Below are 640 nucleotides of genomic sequence, written 5' to 3'. Positions count from 1 at the left end.
GGCCCCTGTTCGAGGTCGAGGCTGCGCTGGGCTTCTTCGCAAAGCGCCAGCAACGCCTCCTCGGACCCCGCCTGCCGGCGCCACAGCGGCTCGCCGGCCTGCTCGGCGTAGGCCTGGTGCCAGGCGCCGCGCTCTTCGCGGAAACGCAGGCGCAGGGCATCGTGCTGCGCCTGCAGGCGTTCCAGGGCACGCCCCAGCCGGTCGCCGTCGAGCGGCTGGCGCGCCTGCAACAAGAGAGACTGGTTCCAGTGCTGGCGGTTGGGAATCGCCCGCTCGAAGAACCAGCGCTGTACCGGCGCCAGCGCCACCTCGCCGCTTGCCGGCCCCTGTTCCTCCGTCGCCGCACCCGCCTTGGCCGCCAGGGCCAGGCTGCGGATGTTCTGGTGCTGGAACAGGTCGCGCGGGCTCAGTTGCAATCCGGCCTGGCGCGCACGGCTGACTACCTGGATCGAGACGATCGAGTCGCCGCCGAGGCTGAAGAAGTTGTCGTCCAGGCCGACCCGCTCGACGCCCAGCAGGTCCTGCCAGATTTCCGCCAGGTTTCGCTCCACTGCGTTGCGCGGTGCGCTGTAGCCTGCCTGCGCCACGCTTACTTCAGGCGCCGGTAGCGCCTTGCGATCCAGCTTGCCGTTCGGACTCA

General features: G+C 70.2%; 1 protein-coding gene. It reads right to left on the bottom strand.

The genetic code is table 11. From position 1 onward, the window contains the following. Positions 1-640 (bottom strand): phosphopantetheine-binding protein (locus tag HMPREF2924_RS13870; protein WP_168172957.1); only part of this gene is annotated, 640 nt, incomplete at both ends.

This window comes from Pseudomonas sp. HMSC063H08 (assembly GCF_001813645.1).
Taxonomy (GTDB): Bacteria; Pseudomonadota; Gammaproteobacteria; order Pseudomonadales; family Pseudomonadaceae; genus Pseudomonas; species Pseudomonas aeruginosa.
The sequence above is the reverse complement of the archived record's forward strand: the minus strand, read 5'-3'. Positions and strand labels throughout refer to the sequence as shown.